At 70.4% G+C, this 26,347-nt stretch carries 19 protein-coding genes; 13 read left to right on the top strand and 6 right to left on the bottom strand.

Going from position 1 to position 26,347, the window contains the following annotated elements:
- Positions 1 to 297: 297 nt before the first annotated feature.
- The 11 genes from ngcE to OG432_RS06110 all read left to right on the top strand — a co-directional run bounded on the left by ngcE (position 298) and on the right by OG432_RS06110 (position 15,241).
- Positions 298 to 1,722, top strand: coding sequence for an N-acetylglucosamine/diacetylchitobiose ABC transporter substrate-binding protein (ngcE, locus tag OG432_RS06160; RefSeq protein ID WP_328308520.1), 1,425 nt, complete (start codon positions 298 to 300; stop codon positions 1,720 to 1,722).
- A 45-nt stretch (positions 1,723 to 1,767) separates the two neighbouring features.
- Positions 1,768 to 2,694, top strand: a complete 927-nt coding sequence (locus OG432_RS06155; protein ID WP_328308518.1) for a carbohydrate ABC transporter permease — start codon at positions 1,768 to 1,770, stop codon at positions 2,692 to 2,694.
- Positions 2,695 to 2,704: 10 nt separating this feature from the next.
- Positions 2,705 to 3,616 (top strand): carbohydrate ABC transporter permease, encoded by a 912-nt coding sequence (locus OG432_RS06150; protein WP_328308516.1) that lies wholly within the window; start codon positions 2,705 to 2,707, stop codon positions 3,614 to 3,616.
- A gap of 225 nt (positions 3,617 to 3,841) precedes the next feature.
- The gene (locus OG432_RS06145; RefSeq protein ID WP_328308514.1) at positions 3,842 to 5,041 is read left to right on the top strand and encodes an ROK family transcriptional regulator; all 1,200 of its coding nucleotides are present in this window, start codon (positions 3,842 to 3,844) and stop codon (positions 5,039 to 5,041) included.
- A 133-nt stretch (positions 5,042 to 5,174) separates the two neighbouring features.
- Complete coding sequence (locus OG432_RS06140) at positions 5,175 to 6,278, top strand: ABC transporter substrate-binding protein (protein ID WP_328315019.1); 1,104 nt, start codon at positions 5,175 to 5,177, stop codon at positions 6,276 to 6,278.
- Between the two features lie 208 nt (positions 6,279 to 6,486).
- Entirely contained in the window at positions 6,487 to 7,275 is a 789-nt protein-coding gene (locus OG432_RS06135) for an ATP-binding cassette domain-containing protein (RefSeq protein ID WP_328308512.1), read from the top strand.
- Positions 7,272 to 8,585: a sugar ABC transporter permease gene (locus OG432_RS06130; RefSeq protein WP_328308511.1), complete on the top strand. Its 1,314-nt coding sequence runs from the start codon at positions 7,272 to 7,274 to the stop codon at positions 8,583 to 8,585. The genes OG432_RS06135 and OG432_RS06130 overlap by 4 nt, the downstream gene beginning before the upstream one ends.
- A gap of 176 nt (positions 8,586 to 8,761) precedes the next feature.
- The gene (gene dxs / locus OG432_RS06125; protein WP_328308510.1) at positions 8,762 to 10,687 is read left to right on the top strand and encodes a 1-deoxy-D-xylulose-5-phosphate synthase; all 1,926 of its coding nucleotides are present in this window, start codon (positions 8,762 to 8,764) and stop codon (positions 10,685 to 10,687) included.
- 146 nt (positions 10,688 to 10,833) lie between these two features.
- A complete protein-coding gene (locus OG432_RS06120) occupies positions 10,834 to 12,327 on the top strand; it encodes an amino acid permease (RefSeq protein WP_328308508.1) in 1,494 nt (497 codons plus the stop codon).
- 72 nt (positions 12,328 to 12,399) lie between these two features.
- Entirely contained in the window at positions 12,400 to 13,896 is a 1,497-nt protein-coding gene (locus OG432_RS06115; RefSeq protein ID WP_328308506.1) for an ArnT family glycosyltransferase, read from the top strand.
- A 193-nt stretch (positions 13,897 to 14,089) separates the two neighbouring features.
- Complete coding sequence (locus OG432_RS06110; protein WP_328308504.1) at positions 14,090 to 15,241, top strand: hypothetical protein; 1,152 nt, start codon at positions 14,090 to 14,092, stop codon at positions 15,239 to 15,241.
- Between the two features lie 214 nt (positions 15,242 to 15,455).
- On the opposite strand, the gene OG432_RS06105 is transcribed toward OG432_RS06110, so the two are convergent.
- The 5 genes from OG432_RS06105 to OG432_RS06085 form a co-directional block, all read right to left on the bottom strand.
- Positions 15,456 to 17,588, bottom strand: a complete 2,133-nt coding sequence (locus OG432_RS06105) for a 3-hydroxyacyl-CoA dehydrogenase NAD-binding domain-containing protein (RefSeq protein ID WP_328308502.1) — start codon at positions 17,586 to 17,588, stop codon at positions 15,456 to 15,458.
- Positions 17,585 to 18,811 (bottom strand): thiolase family protein, encoded by a 1,227-nt coding sequence (locus OG432_RS06100; protein WP_328308499.1) that lies wholly within the window; start codon positions 18,809 to 18,811, stop codon positions 17,585 to 17,587. The genes OG432_RS06105 and OG432_RS06100 overlap by 4 nt, the downstream gene beginning before the upstream one ends.
- 375 nt (positions 18,812 to 19,186) lie before the next feature.
- Positions 19,187 to 20,470 carry a ribonuclease D gene (locus OG432_RS06095; RefSeq protein ID WP_328308497.1) on the bottom strand — a complete coding sequence of 428 codons (1,284 nt, stop codon included), beginning with the start codon at positions 20,468 to 20,470 and terminating at the stop codon, positions 19,187 to 19,189.
- Between the two features lie 78 nt (positions 20,471 to 20,548).
- Positions 20,549 to 21,211, bottom strand: a complete 663-nt coding sequence (locus tag OG432_RS06090; protein ID WP_114039865.1) for a helix-turn-helix transcriptional regulator — start codon at positions 21,209 to 21,211, stop codon at positions 20,549 to 20,551.
- A 302-nt stretch (positions 21,212 to 21,513) separates the two neighbouring features.
- Positions 21,514 to 22,167: a DUF3000 domain-containing protein gene (locus OG432_RS06085; protein ID WP_328308492.1), complete on the bottom strand. Its 654-nt coding sequence runs from the start codon at positions 22,165 to 22,167 to the stop codon at positions 21,514 to 21,516.
- 91 nt (positions 22,168 to 22,258) lie between these two features.
- On the opposite strand from OG432_RS06085, the gene hemE reads away from it, so the two are divergent.
- The gene (gene hemE, locus OG432_RS06080; protein ID WP_328308490.1) at positions 22,259 to 23,326 is read left to right on the top strand and encodes a uroporphyrinogen decarboxylase; all 1,068 of its coding nucleotides are present in this window, start codon (positions 22,259 to 22,261) and stop codon (positions 23,324 to 23,326) included.
- A 3-nt stretch (positions 23,327 to 23,329) separates the two neighbouring features.
- Here hemE and OG432_RS06075 read toward each other — a convergent pair whose 3' ends face one another.
- Positions 23,330 to 24,706: an FAD-dependent oxidoreductase gene (locus tag OG432_RS06075; RefSeq protein ID WP_328308489.1), complete on the bottom strand. Its 1,377-nt coding sequence runs from the start codon at positions 24,704 to 24,706 to the stop codon at positions 23,330 to 23,332.
- Between the two features lie 207 nt (positions 24,707 to 24,913).
- On the opposite strand from OG432_RS06075, the gene hemG reads away from it, so the two are divergent.
- A complete protein-coding gene (hemG, locus tag OG432_RS06070) occupies positions 24,914 to 26,344 on the top strand; it encodes a protoporphyrinogen oxidase (protein ID WP_328308487.1) in 1,431 nt (476 codons plus the stop codon).
- The last annotated feature ends 3 nt before the right edge of the window (positions 26,345 to 26,347 follow it).

The raw sequence follows: 26,347 nt of genomic DNA, 5'->3' as shown, positions 1-26,347 counted from the left end.
GAGCACCCTCATCCGCACTGGTACGTACCAACGGATATATCCGCGAGGTCTCAACTCGGGAAAGACTGACGGCCAACCCTGCTTTCGATCTTGCTCAGTTGACGGGAAGTGGACTATACCTGTCGGCGTCCGGGCAACCCGCTGAACGCGGGCGGGGGGAACCGCGTGCGGGCCGGTCGGCCCGTGACCGGGCAGCCTCCGCGATGGATGTACGGCATCACTCACGCTTCAACTGTTCGCGGGCGCCGGCGGATTCCGCTGCACCGCATGAGTCCTGGAGAAGGCGAGGACTTGAGCATGGGATCCGAGATCAACCGCCGTGACGCACTCAAGCGGGCCATGGCAATCGGCCTGCTGGCGGTGCCGGCGACGTCACTGCTGAGCGCATGTGCCAGCTCAGACAGCGGGGACAGCACCACCAAGCCGAAGTCCCAGGGCACCAAGTCGGCGGACAACCCGCTCGGCGTCAACAAGGGCACGGCGCTTGAGGCGTTCGTCTTCAAGGGCGGCTTCGGCGACGACTACATCAAGTCGGCCGAGGCCGACTACAACGCCAAGTACGGCATCACGGTCAAGCACACCGGCACGCAGGCCATCGGCCCGAAGCTCCAGCCGCGCTTCGCCGGCAGCACCCCGCCGGACTTCATGGACAACTCCGGCGCCGACAACCTCGACACCGCCGCCCTCGCCAAGACCGGCAAGCTCCAGGACCTCACCCCGCTCCTGGACGCGCCGACCATCGACGACCCCGCGAAGAAGGTCCGCGACGTCCTGATCGCCGGCACGATCGAACAGGGCCAGTTCGGGTCCAAGGAGGTGTACGCGTTCAACTACGCGTTCACCGTCTACGGCACCTTCTATTCCAACAAGCTGTTCAAGGACAAGGGCTGGACCTACCCCCAGACCTTCTCGGACATGCTGGCGCTGTGCAAGAAGATCAAGGCCGCGGGCATCGCCCCGTTCACGTACCCGGGCAAGTACCCGTACTACGTCCACTTCGACCTGCTGCACCAGATCGGCAAGGTCGGCGGCAAGGAAGCCCTCAACGCGATCGACAACCTCGACGACGGTGCCTTCAAGACCGACGCGGTCAAGGAAGTCATCTCGTACTACGAGGAGCTCGCGGGGCAGGGCTACTTCCTGCAGGGCTCCGAGGGCATGACGCACATTCAGATGCAGACCGCCTGGACGCAGGGCCGCGCCGCGATGGTGGCCGACGGCTCCTGGGTGGAGAACGAGGCCGCGCCCACCATGCCGAAGGACTTCGACCTCGCGGTCGGCTCCCTCATCGGCTCGGGGTCGGGCGACAAGCTGCCCTTCGGCTCCCTCTACGCGGCCGCCGGCGAGCCCTTCATCGTCGCCAAGGACGGCAAGAACCCCACCGGTGGCATGGAACTGCTGCGCATCATGCTCAGCAAGAAGCAGACCACCAACTTCACCAACGCCATCAAGTCCCTGACCTGTGTCCAGGGCGCCGCCGACGGCCTCTCCCTGACGCCGGGTCTGACCTCCGCGAACGCCGCCCTCAAGGCTGCCGGGCCCAACGTCCTCAACTCCAGGCTCCAGGACTGGTACAAGAAGCTCAACAACGAGACCATCGGCAACCTCACTCTCGATCTGCTCTCGGGCAAGATCAAGGCGGCCGAATGGATCGACAAGGCCCAGAAGGCTTCGGACGACACGAAGAAGGATTCGTCCGTCCCGAAGTTCAAGCACCTCTGACGAGGACGCTCGACCCTACTGGCTGAGACGAGAGCGACCGGCGACATGCGACACGGCAAGTACCGGTTCATCATCGGGTTCCTGGCAATTCCCCTGGCGCTCTACGGGGTCCTCGTGATCTCGCCGTTCCTCCAGGACTTCCAGATTTCGATGACGAGCTGGAGCGGACTGACCCCCGACAAGAACTTCATCGGGCTCGACAACTATCAGAAGCTGATCCACAACGACCTTTTCTGGAAGGCGTTGTGGCACAACGTTCTTCTGCTGCTCTGCGTGCCGGTCGTCACGCTGGCCTTCGGTCTCTTCTTCGCCTTCATGCTGAACGTCGGCGGCCGCCGCAGGGGCTCTGCGGGGGTCGCCGGCGTGCGGGGCTCCGGCCTCTACAAGGTGATCTTCTTCTTCCCGCAGGTCCTCTCGATCACGATCATCGCGATCCTGTGGCAGCAGATCTACAACCCCGATCCCGAGAACGGGATGCTCAACTCGCTGCTCTCCACCGTCGGTCTCGGCTCGCTCCAGCAGTCCTGGCTCGGCGACTCCAGCATCGCGCTGATCTGCATCATGGTCGTCATGGTGTGGGCGAACGTCGGCTTCTACGTCGTCCTGTTCTCCGCCGGCATGGCCTCCATCCCGGGGGAGATCTACGAGGCGGCGCTCCTGGACGGTGCCTCGCGCGCCAAGACGTTCTTCCGGATCACGCTGCCGCTGCTGCGGGACACGGTGGCCACCGCCTGGGTCTACATGGGCATCATCGCCATGGACGCCTTCATCTACGTACAGCTGATGTCCGTCAATGTCGGCGGCCCCGACGAATCCACCGACGTGGTCCCGCTGCTGCTGTACAAGACGGCGTTCCGGGACAACAGTCAGTACGGAATGGCCGCCGCCATGGGTGTCGCGATGCTGATCGTGACCCTGGTGTTCGCCATTCTCAGCATGCGGCTCTCGCGCCGTGACCGCATCGAATTCTAGGGATGGCGCGATGACGACCGAAACCCTGAAGGTGGACGGCGAGAAGTCGTCCCGGCCCACGGCGAGCGCCGCCCGCTGGAAGTGGCGCAGCAGCGAGGGCGGCGTGCTCAACGCCTTCTCGCACGCGTTCCTCCTGGTCTGGGCGCTCATGGTGGGCGTGCCCCTGCTGTGGGCGCTGTGGAGCTCGTTCAAGACCTCCGGCGACATCCTGACCCACCCCTGGTCGCTGCCGACCGAGCTCCACTTCGACAACTGGTCGCGGGCCTGGAGCAAGGCCAACATCGGGCGCTACTTCCTCAACACCGCGTTCGTGGTGGGCTTCTCGACCGTCGGCACCATGCTGCTCGGCTCGATGGCGGCCTATGTGCTGGCGCGGTTCGAGTTCCCCGGCAACCGGTTCATCTACTTCCTGTTCGTCGGCGGCATGGCCTTCCCCGTGGTCATGGTGCTCGTCCCGCTCTTCTTCGTCTCGAAGAACCTGGGCATCCTCAACACGCTGCCCGGTCTGGTCCTGATCTACATCGCGTACTCGCTGCCGTTCACGGTCTTCTTCATGACGGCGTTCTTCCGGACGCTGCCGACCACCGTCGCAGAGGCCGCCCTGATCGACGGGGCCTCGCACACCCGCACCTTCTTCCAGATCATGCTGCCGATGGCCAAGCCCGGCATCATCAGCATCGGCATCTTCAACGTGCTCGGCCAGTGGAACCAGTACCTGTTGCCCCTGGTGCTCAACCAGGGCGACACCAAGAACTGGGTGCTCACCCAGGGCCTCGCGGACCTCGCCGTGCAGCAGGGCTACCAGGGCGACTGGGGCGCGCTCTTCGCGGGCCTGTCCATCGCGATGCTGCCCGTGCTCGCCGTGTACGTCGTCTTCCAGAAGCAGGTCCAGGCGGGCCTGACCGCGGGGGCGCTCAAGTAGCGCCGCCCGGCACCGCGCCTTCTCCTCCCGACCGCCCGTGGGCCCGCGCCCACGGGCGGTCGCGCGTTCCCGATCCGCTCCGCATCTGCTCAGGTCTTGACGGGAGACCACCCAGAAGGCTGAGCTTAGGGTTCACATGTTGGAGAAAAGACGGGGCCTCACTGCTGCGGCCCCGTGCGGGGGCGGCCGTCGTGCCGTCCGCCTACGGCGGGAGTGGATGAGTCGATGGAGACTCCGGGGTCGCAGACGTCACTGCACCGGGCCAACCTTGAGCGGGTCGTACGCGCCGTGCGGATGGCGGGCTCGCTCACCCAGGCCGAGATCGCCCGAACGACCGGCCTGTCCGCGGCCACGGTCTCCAACATCGTGCGGGAATTGAAGGAAGGCGGCACCGTCGAGGTCACTCCCACCTCGGCGGGCGGGCGCCGGGCCCGCAGCGTCTCGCTCAGCGGGTCGGCCGGCATCGTGATCGGGGTCGATTTCGGCCATACGCACCTGCGGGTGGCCGTCGGCAACCTGGCCCACCAGGTGCTCGCCGAGGAGGCCGAGCCGCTCGACGTCGACGCGTCGTCCGCGCAGGGCTTCGGCCGGGCCGAAGAGCTGGTCAAGCGGCTGATCGCGACCACCGGCATCGGCCAGGACAAGGTCATCGGAGTGGGCCTCGGCGTGCCCGGACCCATCGACGTGGAGTCCGGCACGCTCGGCTCGACCTCGATCCTGCCGGGCTGGACCGGCATCAACCCCAGCGAGGAGCTCTCCGGGCGCCTGGGCGTGCCGGTGTACGTCGACAACGACGCCAACCTGGGCGCGCTCGGCGAGCTCGTGTGGGGCAGCGGCCGCGGGGTGCGGGACCTGGCATACATCAAGGTCGCGAGCGGTGTCGGCGCCGGCCTCGTCATAGACGGACAGATCTACCGCGGGCCCGGCGGCACCGCGGGCGAGATCGGGCACATCACCCTGGACGAGTCGGGCCCGGTGTGCCGCTGCGGCAACCGCGGCTGCCTGGAGACGTTCACCGCGGCGCGCTACGTGCTGCCGCTGCTGCAATCGAGCCACGGCGCCGACCTCAGCATGGAGCGCGTGGTGCGGATGGCCCGCGAGGGCGACCCCGGATGCCGCCGGGTCATCGCCGACGTCGGACGCCACATCGGCAGCGGCGTGGCCAATCTGTGCAACCTCCTGAACCCGAGCCGGGTGGTGCTCGGCGGCGACCTCGCGGAGGCCGGGGAGCTCGTCCTCGGGCCCATCAGGGACTCCGTGTCGCGGTACGCGATCCCCAGCGCGGCGCGGCAGTTGTCGGTCCTTCCGGGGGCGCTGGGCGGCCGCGCCGAAGTGCTCGGCGCGCTCGCTCTCGTCCTGAGCGAAATGGGGGATTCGACCCTCTTGGACAGCGCCCTGCCCGCCTCGACGCCTGCCTTCACTTAGATAACGGATGGCACCGTTGTCATCTCGTTAAGGATTTACTCCTTGACGGTGGGCTTAACGCCGAGTTGACTTCCAGCCACCTCGGCCGCAACGTCGCGGCCTCGTCAGGGAGGTTTCTGAAGTGAACACGAACATGCGTCGTGCCGCTGTAGCCGTTGCCGCCACCGCGATGGCCGTCTCACTCGCCGCCTGTGGCAGCGCCAAGGAGTCGGGCGGCGGCACCAAGTCGTCCGACGGCGCTAAGAAGGGCGACGACCTCAAGATCGGTCTGCTGCTCCCCGAGAACCAGACCGCGCGTTACGAGAAGTTCGACAAGCCGCTGATCGAGGCCAAGGTCAAGGAACTGACCAACGGCAAGGGCCAGATCGTCTACGCGAACGCCAAGCAGGACGCGACGACCCAGAACCAGCAGGCCGACACGATGATCACCAACAAGGTGGACGCACTCATCGTGGACTCGGTCGACTCCAAGGCCATCGCGGGCTCGGTCAAGAAGGCCAAGCAGGCCGGCATCCCGGTCGTCGCCTTCGACCGTCTCGCCGAGGGGCCCATCGACTCCTACGTGTCCTTCGACAACGAGGAGGTCGGCCACGTACAGGGCAAGGCCCTCCTCCAGGCCCTGGGCGACAAGGCCAAGTCCGGCGACATCGTCATGATGAACGGCGCCGTCACCGACCCGAACGCCGCGCTCTTCAAGAAGGGCGCCCACGCCGAGCTCGACGGCAAGGTGAACATCGGGAAGGAGTACGACACCAAGGAGTGGAAGCCCGAGAACGCCAACGCCAACATGGAAGGCGCGCTCTCCGCCCTCGGCAAGGACAAGGTCATCGGCGTCTACTCCGCCAACGACGGCATGGCGGGCGGCATCATCACCGCCCTCAAGGCCGCCGGCCTCTCCAAGCTCCCCCCGGTCACCGGCCAGGACGCCGAGCTCGCGGGTGTGCAGCGGATCCTCGCGGGTGAGCAGTACATGAGCGTCTACAAGTCCTACCCGCAGGAGGACGCCATCGCCGCCGAGATGGCGGTCAAGCTCGCCAAGGGCCAGGACCTCGGCTCGCTCGCCGCGACGAAGGTCGACTCGCCGACCACCAAGGCCGTCCCGTCGAACATCGTGCCGGTCGTCTCGCTGACCAAGGCCAACATCAACGACACGGTGATCAAGGACAAGATCTACACGGCCGCCGAGATCTGCACCTCCGCCTACAAGGCCGCGTGCGACACCGCGGGCGTCAAGTAGTTCCCCACGCCGTGCCGCGCCAAGTCCCTTGCACGCAAGGGACTTGAGCGTGCCACACGCTCTCCGGCGCCCCGCGCCGTTCTGTGCCCCGCTGTGGCGGGGGCGCCCGGAGAAAAACGTTTCACTTTCTTTCTGTTCTCTTCTGCTCGACCTCCGCGCCCCCCTCCCCTCCGGGCGCGGCATCCCCGCCGGTCAGGCGGCGAAGGAGATGGTTCACGTGTCCGCTACGCCCGTGTTGGCGTTGCGCGGGGTCTCCAAGCGGTTCGGTGCCGTTCAGGCGCTCACCGACGTAGAGCTTGAGGTCCACGCCGGTGAAGTGCTCGCCCTGGTGGGCGACAACGGCGCCGGAAAGTCCACGCTGGTCAAGACGATCGCCGGCGTGCACCCCATCGATGACGGAGTCATCGAGTGGGAAGGCAAGGCCGTCCAGATCGGCAAGCCGAACGACGCCCAGAACCTGGGCATCGCGACGGTCTACCAAGACCTCGCGCTGTGCGACAACATCGATGTCGTCGGCAACCTCTACCTCGGCCGCGAGCTGAAGAAGCGGGGCATCCTCGACGAGGTGGAGATGGAGCGCCGCTCGCGCGAGCTGCTCACCACCCTGTCGATCCGCATCCCCAGCGTGCGCATCCCGATCGCCTCGCTCTCCGGCGGCCAGCGCCAGACCGTGGCCATCGCCCGCTCGATGCTCGGCGAGCCCAAGCTCGTCATCCTCGACGAGCCGACCGCGGCGCTCGGCGTCGAGCAGACCGCGCAGGTCCTCGACCTGGTGGAGCGGCTGCGCGAGCGCGGCCACGCGGTCGTCCTCATCAGCCACAACATGGCCGATGTGAAGGCCGTGGCCGACAAGGTCGCGGTGCTCCGGCTCGGCCGGAACAACGGGGTCTTCGATGTGAAGACCACCTCGCAGGAAGAGATCATCTCCGCCATCACCGGGGCCACGGACAACGCCGTGACCCGCCGTGCGGCGCGCAACGCGGAGGTTCAGAAGTGAGCACCGACAAGACCTCCAGGACGTCGTCGACCGACCTCGGCAAGCCGGCCGCGGCGCCCGTCGACGCGCCGCCCCCCGCGGACGCCGCCTCGACGGCCGTCGACCCCCGCCTGCTCGTGCGCGAGCAGGGCCTCGGCGGCTACGTCGGCGAGCTGAAGCGCAAGATCCGCGCCGGTGACCTGGGCGCCCTGCCCGTCATCGTCGGCCTGGTCATCATCTGCATCGTCTTCCAGAGCCTGAACTCGAACTTCCTCACCGCCGGCAACCTCTCCGACATCTCCGTCGCCATGGTCGGCACGGGCATGATCGCGGTCGGCATCGTGTTCGTGCTGCTGCTCGGCGAGATCGACCTGTCGGTCGGCTCGGTCAGCGGTGTGGCGGGCGCGGCCTTCGCGGTGCTCAGCATCCTGCACGGCATGAACGAATGGCTGGCGCTCCTCCTGGCCATCCTCACGGGCGCGGTCGCCGGAGCCATCCACGGCTTCATCTTCGCGCGCATCGGCGTCCCCGCCTTCGCCGTCACGCTGGCCGGTCTGCTGTTCTGGAACGGCTTCATGCTGAAGATCCTCGGCGACAACGGCACCATCAACACCCACGACTCCGGCGTCTTCTACAACCTGTCGAACTACTTCTTCAGCGATGTCGCGGTGGCGTACGGAGCCGCGGTGGTGGCCGTCGCGGTGTACTTCCTGTCCGCGTTCTTCGACAGCCGCCGCCGCGAGGCCGCGGGCGTCCCCTCGCGGCCGCTCAGCGAGATCGTGCTGCGCACGGTCCTGCTCGCCGTGGTGGCCTTCGCGGTGGCCTACATGTTCAACCAGAACAAGGGCCTGCCGCTCGCCGTGGTGATCTTCCTCGCGGTGCTGATCCTGACCGACTTCGTGCTGCGCCGCACCTCCTACGGCCGCATGATCTTCGCGCTCGGCGGCAGCGTCGAGGCCTCGCGCCGCGCCGGTATCAACATCGTCATGGTCCGCACCTCGGTCTTCGCGATCTCCGGCACCTTCGCCGCGGTCGGCGGCCTCTTCCTGGCCTCCAAGATCAGCGCCGCCAACCAGGGCGCCGGCAGCGGTGACCTCCTGATGAACGCCATCGCGGCGGCCGTCATCGGCGGCACCAGCCTGTTCGGCGGCCGCGGCCGCACCTGGAACGCGCTCCTCGGTGTGCTGGTGATCGTCTCGATCCAGTACGGCCTCGCCCTCGAAGGCGTCGCCGCGGCGATTCAGCAGATGATCACCGGCGGTGTGCTGCTGCTCACCGTGATCATCGACGCCGTCACCCGGAAGACCCAGAAGTCCGCGGGCCGCGCCTGACCTGCCCCGCTCCCGCCGTGCCCGGTGCCCCTGTGGCGCCGGGCACGGCTGCGTCAGGGGTGTCTGTCACCCATACGAGTGACGTAGAACGCACGGCCCTGCGACCGCCATCGCAGGCGGAACATTAGACTCATCGGATCGGCATGCTCGACCAGCACGGATGCAAGGAGGCACGGGTGTCGCTGCTTACCCGAATCAGGGGACCGCGCGATCTTGACCGGCTCAGCCCGGAGCAGCTCGACCAGCTGGCGGCAGAGATCCGGACCTTCCTGGTGGACGCGGTCTCCAAGACCGGCGGACACCTCGGTCCGAACCTCGGTGTGGTGGAACTGACCATCGCGCTGCACCGCGTCTTCGAATCGCCCAAGGACCGCGTCCTGTGGGACACCGGGCACCAGAGCTATGTCCACAAGCTCCTGACGGGGCGGCAGGACTTCTCCCGGCTGAAGATGAAGGGCGGGCTCTCGGGTTACCCGGCGCGCGCCGAGTCGGAGCACGACGTCATCGAGAACAGCCACGCCTCCACCGTCCTCGGCTGGGCCGACGGCCTCGCCAAGGCCAACGAGGTGCTGAAGAAGGACGACCACGTCGTGGCCGTCATCGGCGACGGCGCGCTGACCGGCGGCATGGCCTGGGAGGCGCTGAACAACATCGCCGCCGCCAAGGACCGCCCCCTGGTGATCGTGGTCAACGACAACGAGCGCTCGTACGCGCCGACCATCGGCGGCCTCGCCAACCACCTCGCCACCCTGCGCACCACCGACGGCTACGAGCGCTTCCTGGCCAAGGGCAAGGACCTCCTGGAGCGCACCCCGGTCGTCGGCAAGCCGCTGTACGAGACGCTGCACGGCGCCAAGAAGGGCCTCAAGGACTTCATCGCCCCGCAGGGCATGTTCGAGGACCTGGGCCTGAAGTACGTCGGCCCCATCGACGGCCACGACATCGAGGCGCTGGAGTCGGCGCTCCAGCGCGCCAAGCGCTTCGGCGGCCCGGTCATCGTGCACTGCCTCACCGAGAAGGGCCGTGGCTACCAGCCGGCGCTCGCCGACGAGGCCGACCGCTTCCACGCCGTCGGCAAGATCCACCCGGACACCGGCCTGCCCGTCTCGTCCTCCGGCCTCGACTGGACCTCCGTCTTCGGCGAGGAGATGGTCAGGCTCGGCAAGGAGCGCGAGGACATCGTCGCGATCACCGCGGCCATGCTCCAGCCGGTCGGCCTCGACAAGTTCGCCAAGGCCTTCCCCACGCGGGTCTACGACGTGGGCATCGCCGAGCAGCACGCCGCGGTCTCCGCGGCGGGGCTCGCCACCGGCGGTCTGCACCCCGTCTTCGCGGTGTACGCCACCTTCCTCAACCGCGCCTTCGACCAGGTCCTCATGGACGTCGCCCTGCACAAGTGCGGCGTCACGTTCGTGCTCGACCGGGCCGGTGTCACCGGCACCGACGGCGCCTCGCACAACGGCATGTGGGACATGTCGCTCCTCCAGGTCGTGCCCGGCCTCAGGATCGCCGCGCCGCGCGACGCCGAGCAGGTCCGCGCCCAGCTGCGCGAGGCCGTCCAGGTGGAGGACGCGCCGACCGTCGTGCGGTTCTCCAAGGGCGCGGTCGGCCCCGCCGTCCAGGCCGTCGGCCGGGTCGGCGGCATGGACGTGCTGCGCGAGCCCGCCACGGCCGCCGTCCGGCCGGACGTGCTCCTCGTCTCCGTCGGCGCGCTCGCGCCGATGTGCCTGGAGATCGCCGACCTGCTCGACGCCCAGGGCATCTCGACGACCGTGGTCGACCCGCGCTGGGTCAAGCCGGTCGACGAGGCGATGGCGCCGCTCGCCGAGAAGCACCGCGTCGTGGTCACCGTGGAGGACAACAGCCGGGCCGGAGGCGTCGGTTCGGCCATCAGCCAGGCGCTGCGCGACGCGGGCGTCGACGTACCGCTGCGCGACTTCGGCATTCCGCCGCGCTTCCTCGACCACGCCTCGCGCGGCGAGGTCATGACGGAGATCGGCCTGACCGCCCCCGACATCGCCCGTCAGGTCACCGGCCTGGTCTCCAAGCTGGACGGACGGTACGAGGAGAGCCGCGCGGCGGTGGAGCCCGCCCGCGACTGACCGTGACGAAAGCCAACGGGCCGGACCAATCCCCCTGTACGGGTGATCGGTCCGGCCCGTTCGCGTGAAAAATCCGCTCAGCCCGGTACCCGTACCGCCACTCCTCCCGATCATGGCGAGGACGAAGAGCTAGCGGAGGTGCACGGGTGGCCAGAAACGGTCTGTTCCGGACCAAATCGATCGAGCAGTCAATCCAGGACACAGAGGAGCCAGAACACGCGCTCAAGAAGTCCCTGTCCGCTCTCGACCTCACGGTCTTCGGGGTCGGAGTCATCATCGGCACCGGCATCTTCGTCCTCACGGGCAAGGTCGCCAAGGAGAACGCCGGGCCGGGGGTGTCCATCGCCTTCGTGGTCGCGGGCGTCGTCTGCGCGCTCGCCGCGCTCTGCTACGCCGAGTTCGCCTCGACGGTGCCGGTGGCGGGATCGGCGTACACCTTCTCCTACGCCTCGCTCGGCGAGCTCCCCGCCTGGATCATCGGCTGGGACCTGGTCCTCGAATTCGCGCTCGGCACGGCGGTGGTCGCGGTCGGCTGGTCCGGCTACGTCCGCTCCCTGCTCGACAACGCGGGATGGCACCTGCCCGAGTCGCTCAGCGGCCGCGACGGCGCCCACGGCTTCGGCTTCGACATCCTGGCCGCCGCCCTCGTCCTGGTCCTGACCGCCGTCCTCGTCCTCGGCATGAAGCTGTCGGCCCGGGTCACCACGGTCGTCGTCGCCATCAAGGTGACCGTCGTCCTGATCGTGATCATCGCGGGCGCGTTCTTCATCACGTCGTCCAACTACTCGCCGTTCATCCCCAAGGCGCAGCCGCAGACCGCGGGCAGCGACCTGAAGGCCCCGCTCATCCAGCTGATGTCCGGCTACGCGCCCACCAACTTCGGTGTGATGGGCATCTTCACCGCCGCCTCGGTCGTCTTCTTCGCCTTCATCGGCTTCGACATCGTGGCGACCGCCGCGGAGGAGACCAGGAACCCCCAACGGGACATCCCCCGCGGCATCCTCGGTTCCCTCTTCATCTGCACCGCCCTGTACGTGGCCGTCTCCGTGGTGGTCACCGGCATGCAGCACTACACGGAGCTGTCCGTGGACGCGCCGCTCGCCGACGCCTTCAAGGCCACCGGGCATCCCTTCTACGCGGGCGTCATCAGCTTCGGCGCCGCCGTGGGCCTCACCACGGTCTGTCTGATCCTGCTCCTCGGACAGACCCGGGTGTTCTTCGCGATGAGCCGGGACGGGCTGCTGCCCGTCTTCTTCTCCCACGTCCACCCGCGCTTTCGCACCCCGCACCGCCCGACCATCCTGCTCGGCGTCATCATCGCGATCGTGGCCGGCTTCACCAGCCTCAGCGAACTCGCCGACCTGGTGAACATCGGCACCCTGTTCGCGTTCGTCGTCGTCGCGATCGGCGTCGTCATCCTGCGCCACACCCGCCCCGACCTGCCCCGCGCCTTCCGCACCCCGCTGGTGCCCTGGGTCCCGGCCGCCGCGGTGGCCGCGTCCCTGTGGCTGATGATCAACCTGCCCGCCGAGACCTGGCTCCGGTTCGGCGTGTGGATGGTGATCGGCGTGGTCTTCTACTTCCTCTACGGCCGCAGGCACAGCCGTCTCGAAGCCCCCGCCCACCGCGACTCCGTGTAATCGCGGCCGATTCCCGGCGGCCCCGTATGTCCCTGACGATCGGGGCATACGGGGCCGCATAGGGTGGCCCGCATGCTCGCCGACCCGTCGCCCTCGCTACGATCCGTCACCACGAGCGTCCTTCCGAGTCAGCGCCACCGCCCCGCGGACCCGCCCGTCACCGCCGAGTTCCGCTACTGGCGGCGGCTGATCCCGGTCCTCGCCGCCCTCGCGCTCCTCACTCGCATCCCGTCCTTCCGGCACCCGCTGTGGAACCCGGACGAGGGCTATCTCGCCGTCCAGGCAAGGCAGTTGGCGAGCGGCGGCACCCTCTACGCCACGGTCGTCGACCGCAAGCCACCGCTGCTGCCCTGGCTCTACGAAGCCGTCTTCGCTCTGTGCGGCGACACCTCGCTCACCCCGCTGCGCCTCGCCGCGGCCGCGGCCCAACTCCTCACCGCGCTCGCACTCGCCGCAACCGCGCGCAGCCGGTGGGGTGACCGCGCGGGCCGGACCGCCGGCGTCCTGTACCTCCTGGTCTCGGTGGGACTCAACCCCGAGGACGCCCAGGCCGCCACCTTCGAGGTGTTCATGCTGCCCTTCACCGCGGCGGCCGTACTCTGCGCCGGCCGCGGCGCCTGGACCCGGGCCGGACTCGCCGTCGCCGGGGCCTGCCTCACCAAGCAGACCGGCGGCGCCGCCCTCGTCCCCGTGCTGTGGCTCCTGTGGCACCGGCCTGGGCCCCGCCGAACTCCCGTGCTGCGCACGCTGGTCGGGGTCGCGCTGCCGATCGCGGCGGTGGCCTGGCTCACCGGACCGTCCCGCTTCCTGTTCTGGACGGTGACCGGCTCGGCCGCGTACGCCTCCTTCACCGGGTCCGAACTCCACGTCCTGACGCGGGGGTTGACCAACACCGCCCTGCTGGCCGCCGGCTGCGCGGGTCTGCTGCCGCCCGTGGTGCGGGTCCTGCGCATCGCCAGGACCGGCGCGGTCGACCTGTGGCTCTGGCTTGCCGCGTCGGCGGGGGCGGTCCTGCTCGGCTTCCACTTCTTCGGCCACTACTACCTCCAGCTCATCCCGCCCCTGGTCCTGCTCGCCACCGGCGCGCTCCAGATCCTGCCGACGCACCGGCTCACCGGCGCACTGTCCGCGTCGGCCTGCGCCTGCGCCCTGTTCGTGGCGTGGGGACTGCTCGCGCCCCGCCCCGACCTCGCCCACACCCAGCGCCTCGCCGCGGCCGTCGAGGCCCGCACCGGGCCGGCCGAGCGGGTCCTGGTCTGGGGCATACATCCGGAGACGTACTGGATGGCCGGCCGGACGCCCGCGAGCCGCTTCCTGACCGCCGGACTGCTCACCAACTACAGCGGCGGCCGCGACGGACCCCAGGTGGGGGAGAAGTACGCCGTCGACGGTGCCTGGCGGGACTTCCGCGCCGAGCTCACCGACCGGCCGCCGGCGCTCGTCGTGGACGACTCCCGCGGCAAGCCCTTCGCCCCCGACCGGCTCCCCACCCTGCGCCGTTTCCTCGCCTCCCGCTACGACCGGAGCTGTGTGGTGGACGGGGCGGTGTTCTACGTACGCGCCCGGTGACCTCTCACCCGACCGGGCGTACCCGGGCCGAGCGGCTCGGGCGCCCCGTACCAGGTGGCGAAAAGCCGCACGTCGGGACGGAAATACCAGAGGAAATCGGGGTCGGTGAGCAGTGTTATGGTCGCAGAAAGTCGCTTGTTTGCTGGACCCGGCCGCCTGGTGCGGAACCGGTGGGGAAAGGTGGTCGCGGACCATGGCACTGAGGTCTCGACAGGCATCGCAGCAGGGGCCGGCCAAATCCGGCGGCATCCGGACCGCGCCGAAGCCGGCCACCCCCGTCGTGGCGGCCGAGGACGGCAGCCCGACGGTCAGCGGCTGGCTGCGGCTCGGCAAGGACGGTCGTCTCACGGCGTACGCACCGGCCGAGGGCGGCGTCGCCCGCTGGACCGAGTCGGAGCCGGGCGGGGAGTGGACGGGGCCCGAGCTGGTCGCCCCGGGTGTCGGGCTCCAGTCGCACCTGGCGATCGCGCAGGGCGCCGACGGCTACGTGCACATGGCGGCGCTGCGCCAGACCCCCATCGCGGACGGCGGCACCTGGACCGAACTGGTCCACGCGATCCAGTACCAGACGGGCCGCCCGGTCAAGACCTGGGCCGTCGTCGGCTCGCCCTACGCGCGGCGCGACTGGCAGCAGGGCCTGCGGATGGGACACCCCGCGGTCGGCGTGGACTCCGCGGGCAACGCGCAGATCGTGGTGCGCAACGCCTTCGGCGGGGTGTCGGCGCGCGGTCAGGAGCCTTCCGGCAAGTGGGCCGGCTGGGCCGACCTCAACGGCAACGGCGCCGACCGCTCGATATCGATCGTGGCGGCCGAGGGCGGCCGCATGGTCATCCACGCGCCGTCCGACTCCGGCATCCACGTCTACGAACGGCCCAAGGGCGACGCGGAGTTCGAGTGGCTGGACCCCACCGAGGGCAACCCGGCGACGGGCACGGTCAACGGCATCCAGACCGGTGAGGGCGGCCGCATCACCTTCTTCCTGCGGGACGCCGCGTCGGGCGAACTGCGGGCCTGGCGCGGTGAGGAGTCCGCCACGTCCATCGGCGGCAGGGGCACCGGCCCCGTCGCGCTGCTGCGCCACGAGATCGACGGCGTCGACTGCATGGTGCTCGCCCAGCGCGACGCCGACGGTCGCCCGGCCATAGCGGTCTACCCCACCGAGCAGGAGGCGGCCGGGGTCTCCTGGACGCCGACCGGCGAGGTGTGCGCGGGGGCGCCCGCGCTGACCGTGGACGCCGAAGGACGGGTCGTGCTCGGTGTGTTCACCCCCGACGGCCGTATGCGGATCGCCCGTCAGCGCACGGACGCGCCGGGCCTGGCCTTCACGGCCTGGCAGCAGATCTGAGCGCCTTCAGCGGCTGACGTCACAGGGCCCGGCACCGCCTCCATGGTGCCGGGCCCTGTGGCGTACCGTCACCTCACACACCATCCCCTCCCTCACCATCACCTCCCACACCGTCACCTCACACCCCGTCACCTCGCCCGCCAGGTGCGGGAGTTGACACACGGCGACGGCCCCGCACCGAGGTGCGGGGCCGTCGCCGTACGGGCGGTGCGGGTTACGCGGGGACGCTCGCGACGCCCTGCGCCAGGAACTTCTTCCCGTTCACGCGCTCCGAGACGCCCTCGCGGTCCAGGTACGGCGTGATGCCGCCCAGGTGGAAGGGCCAGCCGGCGCCCGTGATGAGGCAGAGGTCGATGTCCTGGGCCTCGGCCACGACACCCTCGTCCAGCATCAGACCGATCTCCTGCGCCACCGCGTCCAGGACGCGGTCACGGGTCTGCTCCTCGGTCAGGGCGACATCGCCCTGCTTGAGGAGGGCGGCGACCTCCGGGTCCAGCTCCGGCTTCCCGGAGTCGTACACGTAGAAGCCGCGCTTGCCGGCCTTCACGACCGCGGCCAGGTTCGCCGAGACCGTGAAGCGGTCCGGGAAGGCGCGGTTGAGGGTCTCGGACACGTGCAGACCGATGGCCGGGCCGACCAGCTCGAGGAGCACAAGCGGCGACATCGGCAGACCCAGCGGCTCGACGGCCTTCTCGGCGACGGCGACCGGGGTGCCCTCGTCGATGACGTTCTGGATCTCGCCCATGAAGCGGGTCAGGATGCGGTTCACGACGAACGCCGGGGCGTCCTTGACCAGGACCGCGGTCTTCTTCAGCTTGCGCGCCACCCCGAAGGCCGTGGCCAGCGAGACGTCGTCGGTCTGCTCGCCGCGGACGATCTCCAGGAGCGGCAGGATCGCGACCGGGTTGAAGAAGTGGAAGCCGACGACCCGCTCGGGGTGCTTCAGCTTCGACGCCATCTCGCTGACCGAGAGCGAGGAGGTGTTGGTGGCGAGGATCGCGTGCGCCGGGGCGACCGCCTCGACCTCCGCGAACACCTGCTGCTTGACGCCGATCTCCTCGAAGACGGCTTCGATGATGAAGTCGGCGTCCGAGAAGCCCTCGGCCTTGTCGAGGACACCGGAGACCAGGCCCTTGAGGCGGTTGGCCTTGTCCTGGTTGATCCGCGACTTGGCGAGCAGCTTGTCGATCTCGGCGTGGACGTAGCCCACGCCCTTGTCGACGCGCTCCTGGTCGATGTCGGTCAGGACGACCGGCACCTCCAGGCGGCGCAGGAAGAGGAGGGCGAGCTGCGAGGCCATGAGGCCGGCGCCGACGACACCCACCTTCGTCACCGGGCGGGCCAGGTTCTTGTCCGGGGCGCCGGCCGGGCGCTTGGCGCGCTTCTGGACCAGGTTGAACGCGTAGATGCCCGACCGCAGTTCGCCGCCCATGATGAGGTCGGCGAGCGCGCTGTCCTCGGCGTCGAAGCCGGCCTGGAGGTCGCCGTTCTTGGACGCCGCGATGATGTCGAGGGCGCGGTAGGCGGCCGGGGCCGCGCCGTGCACCTTCGAGTCGGCGATGAAGCGGCCCTTGGCGACGGCCTGGTCCCAGGCCTCGCCGCGGTCGATCTCGGGGCGCTCGACGGTGACGTCGCCCTTGAGGACGTTCGCCGTCCAGATGAGGGACCGCTCCAGGAAGTCGGCACCCTCGAAGAGGGCGTCGGCGATGCCGAGTTCGAAGACCTGCTTGCCCTTGAGCTGGCGGTTCTGGTTCAGCGAGTTCTCGATGATGACCGAGACGGCCTTCTCGGCGCCGATCAGGTTGGGGAGCAGGGTGCAGCCGCCCCAGCCCGGGACCAGACCGAGGAAGACCTCGGGCAGCGAGAACGCGGGCAGCGCCTTGGAGACGGTGCGGTAGGTGCAGTGCAGACCGACCTCGACACCGCCGCCCATGGCCGCGCCGTTGTAGTACGCGAACGTCGGGACCGCGAGGGCCGCGAGACGCTTGAAGACCTCGTGGCCGCCCTTGCCGATGGCGAGCGCGTCCTCGTGCTTCTTCAGCAGCTCGACGCCCTTGAGGTCGGCGCCGACCGCGAAGATGAACGGCTTGCCGGTGACACCGACGCCGACGATGGAGCCGTCGGCCGCCTCCTTCTCGACCTGGTCGATGGCGGCGTTCAGGTTCGCCAGCGAGCCGGGGCCGAAGGTGGTCGGCTTGGTGTGGTCGAAGCCGTTGTCGAGCGTGACGAGCGCGAAGCGCCCGGCGCCGTAGGGAAGTTCGAGGTGGCGTACGTGCGCGGACGTCACGACCTCGTCCGGGAACAGCTCGGCCGCGCCCTTGAGAAGCTCAGCGGTGGTGGTGCTCACTTGCTGCCTCCGGCGTCCTTGTGGTGCGGGTTCTCCCAGATGACCGTGGCGCCCATGCCGAAGCCGACGCACATGGTGGTGAGGCCGTAGCGGACCTCCGGCTGCTCCTCGAACTGCCGGGCCAGCTGCGTCATCAGGCGTACGCCGGACGAGGCGAGCGGGTGGCCGTAGGCGATGGCGCCGCCGTACTGGTTGACGCGCGCGTCGTCGTCGGCGATGCCGTAGTGCTCCAGGAACGCGAGGACCTGGACGGCGAACGCCTCGTTGATCTCGAAGAGATCGATGTCACCGATGGCGAGGCCCGCCTTGGCGAGCGCCTTCTCGGTGGCCGGGATCGGGCCGTAGCCCATGACCTCGGGCTCGACGCCGGCGAAGGCGTACGAGACGAGGCGCATCTTCACGGGGAGGTTGTTCTCCCGCGCGAACTCCTCGGAAGCGATGATCGACGCGGTGGCGCCGTCGTTGAGGCCGGCCGCGTTGCCCGCGGTGACGTTGCCGTGCACGCGGAACGGCGTCTTGAGGCCCGCGAGGCTCTCCAGGGTGGTGCCGGGGCGCATCGGCTCGTCGGCGGTGACCAGACCCCAACCGGTCTCGCCCACCTCGGCGTTGGTGTTGCGCACCGAGATCGGGACCAGGTCCTGCTGGATCTTGCCGTCGGCGTACGCCTTGGCGGCCTTCTCCTGCGAGCGCACCGCGTACTCGTCGGCGCGCTGCTTGGTGATCGTCGGGTAGCGGTCGTGCAGGTTCTCGGCGGTCATGCCCATGAAGAGGGCGGACTCGTCGACCAGCTTCTCGCTGACGAACCGCGGGTTGGGGTCGACGCCCTCGCCCATCGGGTGGCGGCCCATGTGCTCGACGCCACCGGCGATCACGGCGTCGTACGCGCCGAACGCGATCGAGCCGGCGACGGAGGTGACGGCGGTCAGGGCGCCCGCGCACATGCGGTCGATGGAGTAGCCCGGCACGGACTGCGGCAGGCCCGCGAGGATGCCCGCGGTGCGGCCCAGGGTCAGGCCCTGGTCGCCGATCTGCGTGGTCGCGGCGATGGCGACCTCGTCGATCTCGGCGGGGTCGAGGGCCGGGTTGCGGCGCAGCAGCTCACGGATGGCCTTGACGATCAGATCGTCGGCCCGGGTCTCGTGGTAGATGCCCTTCGGGCCCGCCTTGCCGAACGGGGTGCGGACGCCGTCGACGAAGACGACGTCCCTGACGGTACGAGGCACGATGGCTCTCCTCCAGGTGCGGGATGGCACTGCTGCGCTTGGCTCGCGCGCCGACTGAGCGCGCGCTCACCCAACCCATGCTACTTGTGGGTAACCAGCCTGCCCAGCCCCCTGGGCGGGAGCGGCGAACGTCACACTGCCGGGCCATCCCCCCTGGGGCTCCGCCCCGGACCCCGTGCACGCCTGAACGGCGCTCGTCCTCAATCTCCCCCAAGGCCTCAAGGGCCAGGGGGGACCCCCATGTCGGGGCTGGGTATACCGGCCCCGGCCCGCACCGAGCAACCAAGGGGCGCGGGGAACCGCGCGAGTGGTGCGGAACGCGCAGGTGCGTGGGGCCCGCCCCGGCCGGGAGCCGTCGGGGCCGGGCCGGGTACGTCAGGGCTTGGGTGGCGTTTCGCTCAGGGCCGCTGACAGGAGCGGGGTCACCTGGGCGATCTGCCAGGGCCGCGCACCGTGCGACGCCAGCGCAAGCGACACCGCCGCCTCGGAGCGGTCCCCCGGCGGCTCCCAGCACACCCGCCGCACCGTGTCCGGGGTGATCAGGTTCTCCTGCGGCATGTTCAGCCGCTCGGCGAGCTCCGTGACCGCCGCACGCGCCGCGGAGAGCCGTGCCGCCGCGGCCGGGTCCTTGTCCGCCCAGGAACGCGGCGGCGGAGGCCCCTGCAAGGGCTGGCCCGGCTGCGGCAGTTCCGCTTCCGGCAGGGCCTTCGCGCGGTCGACGGCCGCCTGCCACTGCTCCAGCTGGCGCCGCCCCATCCGGTGCCCGAATCCGGTCAGTGCGGTGAGCGCGGCCACGTTGGCGGGCAGCGCGAGCGAGGCCTCGATGATCGCGGAGTCGCCGAGCACCTTGCCCGGCGAGACGTCACGCCGCTGTGCGACCTTGTCCCGGGCCGTCCACAGTTCGCGCACGGCCGCCATCTGACGGCGCCTGCGCACCTTGTGCATCCCGGAGGTGCGGCGCCAGGGGTCCTTGCGGGGCGGGGCCGGCGGTGCCGAGGCGATCGCGTCGAACTCCTCGTGCGCCCACTCCAGCTTGCCCTGCCGGTCGAGCTCCTCCTCCAGCGCGTCCCGCAGGTCGACCAGGAGCTCCACATCGAGGGCCGCGTACCGCAGCCACGGCTCGGGGAGCGGCCGGGTCGACCAGTCGACGGCCGAGTGGCCCTTCTCCAGCGCGTACCCGAGCACGCTCTCGACCATCGCGCCCAGACCCACGCGCGGGAAGCCCGCGAGCCGCCCGGCCAGCTCGGTGTCGAAGATCCTGGAGGGAACCATGCCTATTTCGCGCAGGCAGGGCAGATCCTGGGTGGCGGCGTGCAAGATCCACTCGGTGTCCGAAAGTACCTCCCCCAAAGCGGAGAGATCCGGACAGCCGACGGGGTCGATGAGCGCGGTGCCGGCGCCTTCGCGGCGCATCTGCACCAGGTAGGCGCGCTGTCCGTAGCGGTAGCCGGACGCGCGCTCGGCGTCCACCGCCACGGGGCCGGTGCCGGCCGCGAAGGCGGCGATCACCTCGGCCAGGGCTTCCTCGGTGGCAACGACAGGCGGAATGCCCTCTCGGGGCTCCAGCAAGGGAATCGGCGCCTTGTCGACGTCGTCCGGGGGAGCGCCCCCGGTGGTTCGCAGTGCTGTCTCTGCTGCGGTCTTATGGGCGTCGGTCACCTGTCAAGGGTATCCGTGTATGCACCGCGCCCGTCGACGGAACGTTCCGTCGACGGGCGCGAGAGGGTCGTAATCCGGTCAGTGGATGATTCCGGTACGCAGCGCTACGGCCACCATCCCGGCGCGGTCACCCGTGCCGAGCTTGCGTGCGATCCGGGCGAGGTGGGACTTGACGGTCAGAGCGGACAGGCCCATCGAAACGCCGATGGCCTTGTTGGACTGGCCCTCCGCCACGAGCCGGAGCACCTCGACCTCACGGCCGGAGAGCTCGCGGTAGCCGCCCGGGTGGCTCGGGGCACCCGGGGGGCGGCGGTGCATACGGGCGGCCGCGGCGCCGATGGGGGCGGCGCCGGGACGGCCGGGGTGGCCGATGTTGGTACGGGTGCCGGTGACGACGTAGCCCTTCACGCCGCCCGCGAGGGCGTTGCGCACGGCACCGATGTCGTCGGCGGCGGACAGGGCCAGGCCGTTGGGCCAGCCCGCGGCTCGGGTCTCGGACAGCAGGGTCAGCCCGGAACCGTCGGGCAGGTGGACGTCGGCAACGCAGATGTCGCGCGGGTTGCCGACGCGGGGACGGGCCTCCGCGATGGACGACGCCTCGATGACGTCACGTACTCCGAGCGCCCACAGGTGCCGGGTGACGGTGGAGCGGACTCGGGGGTCGGCAACGACGACCATGGCCGTCGGCTTGTTCGGGCGGTAGGCGACCAGGCTTGCGGGCTGCTCAAGAAGAACGGACACCAGGCCTCCTGGAAAGGTGCGGGACGAAGCCGGCTCGGGGATGAAGCCGGGGCGAACCGTGCAGTTAGGGTCACAAACCTCTTCGGCACCAAACCCCTCGGCCTTTAGAGAATGATCACGATTTGGTGAGAAACATTTAGGGCAATTCGGACGCCTGCTCGATCCTCGACCAATCGCCGGGGTGCGCCGACCCGTGCGGGGGACCATCCGGGGGAGCGCGCAGACGCCCCGTGTCCCACCGGAGGCGGGCCGCGGGGCGACAAGAACGGCAGGTGAAAAGGGGGGCGCTTTCGCGGGCGCTCTCAGCGCGGGTCGCGGCGCTGCGGCAGCGTCACCACGCCGCCGCCCGCCTCGGCGGTGCCCGACACCGGTGGCAGTCCCGCGATCTGGCACAGCAGATCGCACCAGGCCGCCAGGTGGCCCGCCGTGTCCGGCACCCCGCCGCGGCCCTCGCGCGGGGTCCAGGAGGCCCGGATCTCGATCTGGGTGGCGGGGAGCCGCTCGGACAGGCCGCCGAAGTAGTGGGAGCCGGCCCGCGTGACCGTGCCGCTCGCCTCCCCGTACGACAGGCCGCGCGCGTCCAGGGCGCCGGTCAGCCACGACCAGCACACCTCGGGGAGCAGCGGGTCGGCCGCCATCTCCGGCTCCAGCTCGGCCCGTACGAGCGTGACCAGGCGGAAGGTGCCCTGCCAGGCGTCGTGGCCGGCGGGATCGTGCAGCAGGACGAGCCGGCCGTCGGCGAGATCGTCCTCGCCCTCCACCACCGCCGCCTCCACGGCGTACGCGTGCGGCGCCAGACGCTGCGGCGGCCGTGTCTCGTCCACCTCGATCTCGGGGCGCAGTCGCGCCGTGCGCAGTGCGTCGACGGCCTGACGGAAGGGGATCGGAACGGTGGTCCCGTCCGCGGCTTCCCTGCCGTCAGCGCCATCCGAAGTTCGTCCCTGAGCGGCAGCCATGCGGGGAAGACTAGGCGGAAGGGCGGCCCGGCGCCGGTAGGGACACCCGGCCCGGGGCAGCCGCTTGCGGGCACATGCGAAGATTTGGGTCGTGAGCGCCAACGACCGCCCTGTGGGCCAGCCGAACAGCAAGACGTACGACTCCGCCTTCCTCAAGGCGTGCAGGCGCGAAGCCGTCCCGCACACGCCGGTCTGGTTCATGCGCCAGGCGGGGCGCTCGCTGCCGGAGTACCTGAAGGTGCGCGAGGGCATCCCCATGCTGGAGTCGTGCATGCGGCCCGAGCTCGTCACGGAGATCACGCTCCAGCCGGTGCGCCGGCACAAGGTGGACGCGGCCATCTACTTCAGCGACATCGTGGTCCCGCTCAAGGCCATCGGCATCGACCTCGACATCAAGCCGGGCGTCGGCCCCGTCGTCGCCGACCCGATCCGCACCCGCGCCGACCTGGCCCGGCTGCGCGACCTGACCCCCGAGGACGTCCACTACGTCACCGAGGCGATCGGCATGCTCACCGGCGAGCTCGGCTCCACGCCGCTCATCGGCTTCGCGGGCGCCCCGTTCACGCTGGCCAGCTACCTCGTGGAGGGCGGCCCGTCCCGCAACCACGAGAACACCAAGGCCATGATGTACGGCGACCCGGAGCTGTGGGCCGACCTGCTCGACCGCCTCGCCGAGATCACCGCCGCCTTCCTCACGGTGCAGATCGAGGCGGGCGCCTCCGCGGTGCAGCTCTTCGACTCCTGGGTGGGCGCGCTCGCCCCCGCCGACTACCGCCGCTCGATCCTGCCCGCCTCGGCGAAGGTCTTCGACGCGGTCGCCGGCTACGACGTGCCCCGTATCCACTTCGGCGTCGGCACCGGCGAGCTGCTCGGCCTCATGGGCGAGGCGGGCGCGGACGTCGTCGGCGTCGACTGGCGCGTTCCGCTGGACGAGGCGGCCCGCCGGGTCGGACCCGGCAAGGCGCTCCAGGGCAACCTCGACCCGGCGGTCCTGTTCGCCCCGACCGCGGCCGTCGAGGCCAAGACCCGTGAGGTCCTGGACGCGGCCGCGGGCCTCGAAGGCCACATCTTCAACCTCGGCCACGGCGTGCTGCCCTCGATGGACCCGGACTCCCTGACCCGCCTGGTCGCCCACGTCCACGAGCAGACCGCCAAGTAGCCGCTATCCCGCGGCGCGCACGGCCGACACCGCCTTGCGCGCCGCGACCAGGACCGGGTCCCACACCGAGGAGAACGGCGGGGCGTACCCGAGGTCCAGGGCGGTCATCTGCTCCACCGTCATCCGGGCGGTCAGGGCGACCGCGGCCACGTCGATCCGCTTGGCCGCTCCCGCGCCGCCCACGATCTGCGTGCCCAGCAGCCGCCCGGTGCGCAGCTCGGCGAGCATCTTCACCGTCATCGAGGCCGCGCCCGGGTAGTACCCGGCGACATTGGTCGATTCGATGGTCGCCGTGACGTACCGCAGCCCCTCCGCGCGGGCCTCCTCCTCGGACAGGCCGGTGCGCGCGATCTCGGTGTCGCACACCTTGGTGACGGCCGTGCCCACCACACCGGGGAACGTGCCGTAGCCGCCGGCCACATTGGACCCGATGACCTGGCCCTGCTTGTTGGCGTGGGTGCCGAGCGCGATGTGGCGGTGCCGGCCCGACACCAGGTCGAGCACCTCGACGCAGTCGCCGCCCGCCCAGATGTTCTCGTGTCCGCGCACCCGCATGGAGACGTCGGTGCGCAGCCCGCCGAAGTCGCCGAGCGGCAGCCCGGCCGCACGGGCCAGTTCCGTACGCGGCGCCACACCGAGGCCGAGCGCCACCACGTCCGCCGCGTACTCGGCGGACTGCGTCGCCACCGCGCGCACCCGGCCCGACTCCCGCGTGAGGACCTTGGTGACCTCGGCGTCCGTCACCACCCGGATCCCGGAGCCCTCCATCGCCTCGGTGACCAGGCGGCCCATGTCCGGGTCGAGCGCGTGCATGGGCTGCGCCCCGCGGGTCACCAGGGTCACCTCGAAACCGCGGGCGAGGAGCGCCTCGGCCATCTCGATGCCGATGTAGCCGCCACCCACCACCACCGCGCGCCGTCCCCGGGCCTCCTCCACGCTCTCCAGCAGGGCCCGCCCGTCGTCGATGGTCTGCACCCCGTGCACCCCGGGTGCGTCGATGCCCGGAAGGTCCGGCCGTACGGGCCGCGCCCCGGTCGCGATGACGAGCTTGTCGTACGAGGTCCACTCCTCGGCCCCCGACGCGAGGTCGCGGGCCCTGACCCGGCGGCCCTGCACATCGAGTTCCGTGACCTCCGCGCGCATCCGCAGATCGATCCCGCGCTCGCGGTGCTCCTCGGGCGTGCGGGCGATCAGGTCCTCGTGGCGCGGCACGGCGCCGCCCACCCAGTACGGAATCCCGCACGCGGAGTACGAGGTGAAGCCCGAGCGCTCGAAGGCGACGATCTCCAGCTCCCCGGGCTTCCTCAGCCTGCGGGCCTGCGAGGCCGCGGACATGCCCGCCGCGTCACCGCCGATGACCACCAGTCGCTCCGCCGCCATGGGTGTTGCCTCCGCTCGTGAGGGACCGCCTGCTCCCGGTCACGATACGTACGGAGGAGCCACGGCACTCCCGCCGGAGCCCGGACCGCCCGGGTGTTGGCCGGGACCGACCCCCAACTCACGTCCCAGACAAGGGAGTTGATCATCCTCTGGCGGCGCGCCGGGGCTCGTTCCGGCAGGCCGGGGCCGGTCTGAGACAGTGGAGGCATGGACAACGCCCCCGCCCGCGCCCCGCACATCGTCGTCGTAGGCGGCGGAATCTCCGGCCTCGCCGCCGCCCACCGGCTGCTCGCGGCCGGGGCCCGGGTGACCGTGCTCGAAGGCAGCGCGGTGCTCGGCGGCAAGCTGCTCGCCGGCGAGATCGAGGGCGCACCCGTCGACCTCGGCGCCGAGTCGATGCTGGCCCGCCGCCCCGAGGGTGTGGACCTCGCCCGTGCGGTGGGCCTCGGCGACCGGATCCAGGCGCCGGCCACGGCGAACGCCGCCCTCTGGACCCGGGGCGCCCTGCGGCCCATGCCCACGGGCCATGTGATGGGCGTGCCCGCCGACCCCGGAACGCTCCACGACATCCTCTCCGCCGAGGGCCTGGCCCGGGTCGCCCAGGACCGAGAGCTCGCCCCGAGCGAGGTCGGCGAGGACATCGGCGTGGGCGAGTTCGTCGCCGAGCGGGTCGGCCGCGAGGTCGTCGACCGCCTCGTGGAGCCGCTCCTCGGCGGCGTGTACGCGGGCGACGCGTACAAGATCTCCATGCGGGCCGCGGTGCCCCAGCTCTACGAGGCGGCCCGCACCCACGCCTCGCTCCTCGACGGCGTCCGGGACGTCCAGGCGAAGGCCGCCGCCAAGCAGCGGGGCGGCCCGGTCTTCGCGGGCCTCGACGGCGGCATGGGCACCCTGCCGGGCGCCGTCGCGGACGCGGTGCGCGCCCGGGGCGGCACGATCCGCACCGATGCGCCGGTCCTCGAACTCACCCGGAGCGCCGACGGCTGGCGGATCCGCACCGACACCGAGCTGATCGACGCCGACGGCGTGATCCTGTCCACGCCCGCCTGGTCGGCGTCCGAACTGCTCGGCGCCGAGGCGCCGGTGGCCGCCGCCGAGCTCGCGGAGGTCGAGTACGCCTCGATGGCGCTGGTCACCCTCGCCTTCCGGCGCGCCGACCTGGCCGGGGTCGCGGAACGCTCCGGGTTCCTCGTGCCCCCGGTCGACGGCCGCACCATCAAGGCCTCCACGTTCTCCACGCACAAGTGGAGCTGGGTCAAGGAGCGCGGCGCGGACCTGTTCGTGCTGCGGACCTCGATCGGGCGCTACGGCGAGGAGCGCCACCTCGACTGGGACGACGCCGACCTCGTCGACGTCTCGCTCGGTGACCTCGGCGAGGCCGTCGGCCTGTCCGCGAAGCCCGTCGCCACCGTCGTGAACCGCTGGATCGGCGGCCTGCCGCAGTACCCGGTGGGCCATCTCGGCAAGGTCGCCCGGATCCGCACGGAGGTCGCCAAGCTGCCCGGACTGCGGGTCTGCGGCGCCGTCTACGACGGCGTGGGCATCCCCGCGTGCATCGCCAGCGCCCAGCGGGCGGCGGACGAGATCATCGCCACGTCGACCCTGGCGCGGAACACCCAGAGTGACGCGGGACAATAGCCA

The organism is Streptomyces sp. NBC_00442 (assembly GCF_036014195.1).
GTDB lineage: Bacteria > Actinomycetota > Actinomycetes > Streptomycetales > Streptomycetaceae > Streptomyces.
The sequence above is the reverse complement of the archived record's forward strand: the minus strand, read 5'-3'. Positions and strand labels throughout refer to the sequence as shown.

What these genes read in the sequence shown, in the direction of transcription:
- ngcE (WP_328308520.1), top strand. Translation starts at nt 298, where the DNA reads ATGGGATCCGAGATCAACCGCCGTGACGCACTCAAGCGGGCCATGGCA.
- OG432_RS06155 (WP_328308518.1), top strand. Translation starts at nt 1,768, where the DNA reads ATGCGACACGGCAAGTACCGGTTCATCATCGGGTTCCTGGCAATTCCC.
- OG432_RS06150 (WP_328308516.1), top strand. Translation starts at nt 2,705, where the DNA reads ATGACGACCGAAACCCTGAAGGTGGACGGCGAGAAGTCGTCCCGGCCC.
- OG432_RS06145 (WP_328308514.1), top strand. Translation starts at nt 3,842, where the DNA reads ATGGAGACTCCGGGGTCGCAGACGTCACTGCACCGGGCCAACCTTGAG.
- OG432_RS06140 (WP_328315019.1), top strand. Translation starts at nt 5,175, where the DNA reads ATGCGTCGTGCCGCTGTAGCCGTTGCCGCCACCGCGATGGCCGTCTCA.
- OG432_RS06135 (WP_328308512.1), top strand. Translation starts at nt 6,487, where the DNA reads ATGGTTCACGTGTCCGCTACGCCCGTGTTGGCGTTGCGCGGGGTCTCC.
- OG432_RS06115 (WP_328308506.1), top strand. Translation starts at nt 12,400, where the DNA reads ATGCTCGCCGACCCGTCGCCCTCGCTACGATCCGTCACCACGAGCGTC.
- OG432_RS06110 (WP_328308504.1), top strand. Translation starts at nt 14,090, where the DNA reads ATGGCACTGAGGTCTCGACAGGCATCGCAGCAGGGGCCGGCCAAATCC.
- OG432_RS06085 (WP_328308492.1), bottom strand. Translation starts at nt 22,167, where the DNA reads ATGGCTGCCGCTCAGGGACGAACTTCGGATGGCGCTGACGGCAGGGAA.
- OG432_RS06075 (WP_328308489.1), bottom strand. Translation starts at nt 24,706, where the DNA reads ATGGCGGCGGAGCGACTGGTGGTCATCGGCGGTGACGCGGCGGGCATG.
- hemG (WP_328308487.1), top strand. Translation starts at nt 24,914, where the DNA reads ATGGACAACGCCCCCGCCCGCGCCCCGCACATCGTCGTCGTAGGCGGC.